Below are 1737 nucleotides of genomic sequence, written 5' to 3' on the forward strand. Positions count from 1 at the left end.
ATCCAGCGAAGCTTGATGTGACTGCAGCAAAAGTGGAGCAGCAGGCCGCTGACTATGAGAGAAACTATAAAGCTCTTTTCAGCGAAGTCGAAGGAATGGGCGCTGCATGGCAGGGTACTGACAACCAGGCATATGTGTCACAGATCAAAGGCTTCATGGACGATTTCCAAAAGATGACGAACTTGATGAGACAATACTCTGAGTTCCTGAAAATGAGTGCGAAGACATACCGCGACACTCAAAACGAGGTTATTAATCAGGCTAAGAGATTGAGCAACTAATCTTTAACATGGCTCTTTTCGTAAAATTTGTTGCTTTTACACTCAAAAGTAAAAATCGGCTTTAGGATTTTTACGAATCTATCGCCGTCAGGGTTCAGGAACAACCAGAAAAGAGCCCTCCCCCGGTATAAAGAGCATACTTGAAAAGCAACAATCAATGCGAAAATAGCCTTTAACAATACAGGAGGTGAAATACATTGGCAGGAGATGGAATCAAAATCTCGCTTGGCGAGGTTAGCAAAACGGCAGGTCAAATCCGCACCCTGAACCAGCAATTGTCCACACGTCTTGAGGAAATCAAGAAGGACATGAACGCGCTATCGTCAACTTGGAACTCTGATGCGTCCAACACAATCCGCGGCAACTTCAACTCATTGGCACCACGCTTTGAAGAATATCGCCAGGTTGTTGACAGCTACGCGAAGTTCCTTGACAACACGGTCACGAACTACAACACAGCAGAAACAGCGATCAACAACAACGCTAGCTCATTCAAGTAAGCTATTATTCTGTTTTTTTGTAAGAGGGGGCAGGGGCAAGCAGCGTCTGCGGTTTGCCCTACTGTTTCTTTTGAAAAAAAGAACGTGATCCTGCGAACAACAGTTACATAATCTCAAAAATGGAGTCGAAGGCAATGATTAAACATGCGGAGTTTACCCTGGAAAACCATGGAATATCGAAATTCCTTTATTATCAGGCAGCCAGCAAAGAGGAAATTGACGCGGGACAGGTGGAGTATGTGAGAAACAGTCCAATTCCCGGAATTTTGCCATGCCGTGCGATAGTAGAGGGAGAAAACTGCTACCTTCGCTATGACCTGATTTCAGACACGACGCTTGAAATGAGGAACTCTAATCCGGCTACAAGGCAGAGCCTGTACAACAGCTTCCTCAATATTGCGGAAACCCTGGTGGATGCAAAGGAAAGCGGTCTGGAGATCGAGAATTTTGTGTTCGGCCAGCGCGATATCTTTATTGATAACTTTTCAAACAGATTAGTTTTTATCTACCTGCCTGTTAAAGTTAATATTTTTGAAAAGGTATCACTTAAAGACTTCCTGCGGGAACTTTTGCTCTCCGCTCGATACGACGAAAACGAAGATGCCTTATTTTTCGTCAGGCTCCATAACTATCTGGTGAGCATGGAAGCTGTTACACCTGAAAACTTGATGGAGAAGCTGAACGCTCTGGCCGGTGACACGGACGCTTTTTATACCATGCCAACAAAAGCGTCTGAGCCATTTTTCCAGAAGGCTGCGGGTGAAAATCCAACAGGATCCTTACCAAATCAAACCGCCGATCAAAAATCAGATGGCGAAGCTCTGGCAGCCCCAATGTCAGTTTCAAACGAGAAGAATCCGGCGCCACATACAACATCAGCAAATGAGGATGTCTCGGTGCCGCATTTAACTGCAGCACACCTGGATTCAGATGGAGAGGAAAATACTGTGATGCAG

3 protein-coding genes are annotated in these 1737 nt (G+C 45.1%); all 3 read left to right on the top strand.

What is annotated here, in order from left to right; all coding sequences use genetic code 11:
• On the top strand, positions 1-281 hold a 281-nt coding region (locus WB217_RS03985; protein WP_423990853.1), incomplete at its 5' end, for a WXG100 family type VII secretion target.
• A 197-nt stretch (positions 282-478) separates the two neighbouring features.
• Positions 479-781, top strand: a complete 303-nt coding sequence (locus WB217_RS03990; RefSeq protein ID WP_207501308.1) for a pore-forming ESAT-6 family protein — start codon at positions 479-481, stop codon at positions 779-781.
• A 134-nt stretch (positions 782-915) separates the two neighbouring features.
• On the top strand, positions 916-1737 hold an 822-nt coding region (locus WB217_RS03995), incomplete at its 3' end, for a DUF6382 domain-containing protein (RefSeq protein ID WP_423990856.1).

Source organism: Mesobacillus sp., from assembly GCF_049588175.1.
Lineage (GTDB): Bacteria > Bacillota > Bacilli > Bacillales > Cytobacillaceae > Mesobacillus.